At 62.9% G+C, this 2,760-nt stretch carries 4 protein-coding genes; 1 reads left to right on the top strand and 3 read right to left on the bottom strand.

All coding sequences use genetic code 11. The features are described from left to right. On the bottom strand, nucleotides 1–366 hold a 366-nt coding region (locus EN750_RS27935), incomplete at its 3' end, for an FAD-dependent oxidoreductase (protein ID WP_127398637.1). A gap of 141 nt (nucleotides 367–507) precedes the next feature. Here EN750_RS27935 and EN750_RS27930 point away from each other — a divergent pair. Continuing rightward, nucleotides 508–1,305, top strand: coding sequence for a lytic transglycosylase domain-containing protein (locus EN750_RS27930; protein ID WP_127398635.1), 798 nt, complete (start codon nucleotides 508–510; stop codon nucleotides 1,303–1,305). A gap of 44 nt (nucleotides 1,306–1,349) precedes the next feature. Here EN750_RS27930 and EN750_RS27925 read toward each other — a convergent pair whose 3' ends face one another. Both EN750_RS27925 and EN750_RS27920 read right to left on the bottom strand, forming a co-directional pair. Beyond that, complete coding sequence (locus tag EN750_RS27925; RefSeq protein WP_127398633.1) at nucleotides 1,350–1,871, bottom strand: hypothetical protein; 522 nt, start codon at nucleotides 1,869–1,871, stop codon at nucleotides 1,350–1,352. Between the two features lie 5 nt (nucleotides 1,872–1,876). Beyond that, a partial coding sequence (locus EN750_RS27920) for an argininosuccinate synthase (RefSeq protein ID WP_127398631.1) occupies nucleotides 1,877–2,760 on the bottom strand: 884 nt, incomplete at its 5' end.

The following is a 2,760-nucleotide window of genomic DNA, read 5'->3' as shown; positions in this document are numbered from 1 at the left end:
GTCCTTCACTTCATGCCTGGCCAGCAGTTCGAACAGCTTTGCGTCGGCGGCCTTCATGTCGGCTTCTTCCGCTTCGCTCGCCTTGCGCTCGCGGTAGTAGAGATGATCAACGTTCATGTCGTGATGATGCAACGTCCAGCCTGCCGCCTGGGCTTCGGGAAAATAGGGATTGCGGTCGGCGGCATGCAGCCAGGCGCAGCCGATGTCGAAAGGCACGCCGAAATGCTGGTCGCTGGTCCAGGCTCGCCCGCCGATTCGGTCCATCGCTTCGAGCAGCGTGAAGGAAAGCCCCGCGGCCTGCAGGGTCCTGGCGGCGGCAAGACCCGCCGACCCGGCACCGATGATGACGACATCAACGTCCTGCATGCAGCCCCCTTGCCACAATAATCACTTGATCCTAGGCAAATTCCACGGCATTCGCCAGCATTGCAGCGGTGACAGTGACAAGTGCGCGTTTCGCTGGCAAGTTCGCAATTGGGACGTGATTCAGGCAACCAGGAGATCAACATGGCAATTCTTGCCAAGGGAAAGATGTTTGCAGCGGCCGTGGTGGCGGTGCTTGCGCTGGCGACGGGCGCACAGGCAGCGGCCAGCTGCGGCAAGACCGGCGCCGGCTTCGAGGCCTGGAAGCAGGACTTTGCCGCGCAGGCCAGGTCGGAAGGTGTGGGCGCCAAGGGGCTGGCCGCTCTGGCCGGGGCGAACTACGCGACAAAGACGATCTCCGTCGACCGCGGCATTCACAAGGCCTTCAGCGGCTCGGTGGAGGATTTCATGCGGCGGCGCGGCGGCGCGGCGATTATTTCCAAGGGCCGGTCGCTGAAAAAGTCGAATGCGGCGCTGTTCGCCAAGATCGAAGCGAATTACGGCGTGTCGCCGGGCGTGTTGCTCGCCATCTGGGGTATGGAAACCGGCTTCGGTTCGGCCATGGGCAACCAGAACACCGTCTCTGCCATTTTGACGCTTGCCTATGATTGCCGCCGCCCGGGGTTCTTCTACCCGCATGCCATCGCAGCCCTGAAGCTGGTTGATCGCGGGGCGCTGTCAGCCTCGTCGGTTGGCGCCGCGCATGGCGAGATCGGACACACGCAGTTCCTGCCAGGAAACGTCCTGAAATATGGCGTCGGCGGCGGAAACCTGCGCGACAAGGGCACGGCGCTGGCTTCCACCGCCAACTTCCTCAAGGGCCATGGCTGGCGGGCGGGCGCGAGCGCGAGTGCGAATATGGGCGCGATTGCCGGCTGGAATTCCGCGAGCGTCTATCAGCAGGCCATCGCCCGCATTGCCACGGCGATCGACGGCGATTGACGCCATTTCTGACTTGATCGAAAACCCGGCGCAAATGCCGGGTTTTATTTGATTTCGAGCGTGTAGGAGCAGCCGGCCAGGGTCTTGCCGGGGTGGGACTCGACGGTCGAGACGTTGAGCTTGACGCCCGTGGAGAAGGTCAATCCTTCCGACTCTTCGGTACTGTGGACAACGACCTTCTCGCCAAGGAATTTTTGCGGCGTGGAAAAAACGGCCATGACGTTGAGTTCTTTGGCAAGCTCCGGCGCGGCAACGCCGTCGAGCACGGCCATCGGCCCCGCAGCGGTAAACACGATCGATCCCGTCTCGCGGTTGAACACGCGGATTTTGGCCGGCAGTTCGTATTGGCTGAGAAACGGATTGCCCGAGGCAACCTCCGTCCAGCCAAGCGTTTCAACGGCACCCGGTGCGCTGGACAGCCACAGGGCAAAGTCGTTGTAGGTCGGAACGTCCGCCCTGCACTCGATCAGCGCCGGAAGGTCGAGAGAGGCGGGGTCGAACTCCTGGCTGGCCGCTGGCGTCGCCAGAACAACCAGCGGCGCCAGGCAGCGACCGAAACCGCGCATCCGCGCTACTTGGCGCGGTTGCGCGCGGCCAGCGTCCTCAGCCGCAGCGCATTGAGGCGGATGAAGCCGGCGGCGTCCTTCTGGTCGTAGGCGCCGCGGTCGTCCTCGAAGGTGACCAGCGCATCGGAGTAAAGCGTCTTCTTCGACTTGCGGCCGGTGACCATGACATTGCCCTTGTAGAGCTTGAGGCGCACCGTGCCCTCGACGTCTTCCTGGCTCTTGTCGATCATCGCCTGCAGCATCAGCCGTTCGGGCGCGAACCAGAAGCCGTTGTAGATCAGCTCGGCATAGCGCGGCATGAACTCGTCCTTGAGGTGGGCGGCCCCACGGTCGAGCGTTATCGATTCGATGGCACGATGGGCAGCGATCAGGATGGTGCCGCCTGGTGTTTCGTAGACGCCGCGCGATTTCATGCCGACGAAGCGGTTCTCGACCAGGTCGAGCCGGCCGATACCATTGTCGCGGCCAAGATCGTTGAGTGCCGCCAGCATGGTCGCCGGCGACAATTTCTTGCCGTTCAGCGCGATCGGATCACCCTTCAGGAACTCGATCTCGATCTCGGTGACCTTGTCCGGCGCGTCCATCGGCGAAACGGTGCGCTGATGAACGAATTCCGGCGGCTCCACCCACGGGTCTTCCAGAACTTTGCCCTCGGAGGACGAATGCAAGAGGTTGGCGTCGACCGAGAAAGGTGCGTCGCCCTTTTTATCCTTCGGCACGGGGATCTGGTGCTGCTCGGCGAAATTCATCAGGTCGGTACGCGACTTGAACGACCAGTCGCGCCACGGCGCGATGACCTTGATGTCGGGGTTCAGTGCGTAAGCCGAGAGCTCGAAGCGAACCTGATCGTTGCCCTTGCCGGTGGCGCCATGCGCAATCGCGTCGGCGC

The sequence above is a fragment of the Mesorhizobium sp. M7A.F.Ca.ET.027.03.2.1 genome (assembly GCF_003999175.1).
GTDB lineage: Bacteria > Pseudomonadota > Alphaproteobacteria > Rhizobiales > Rhizobiaceae > Mesorhizobium.
This window is presented reverse-complemented; position numbering and strand designations above follow the sequence as displayed.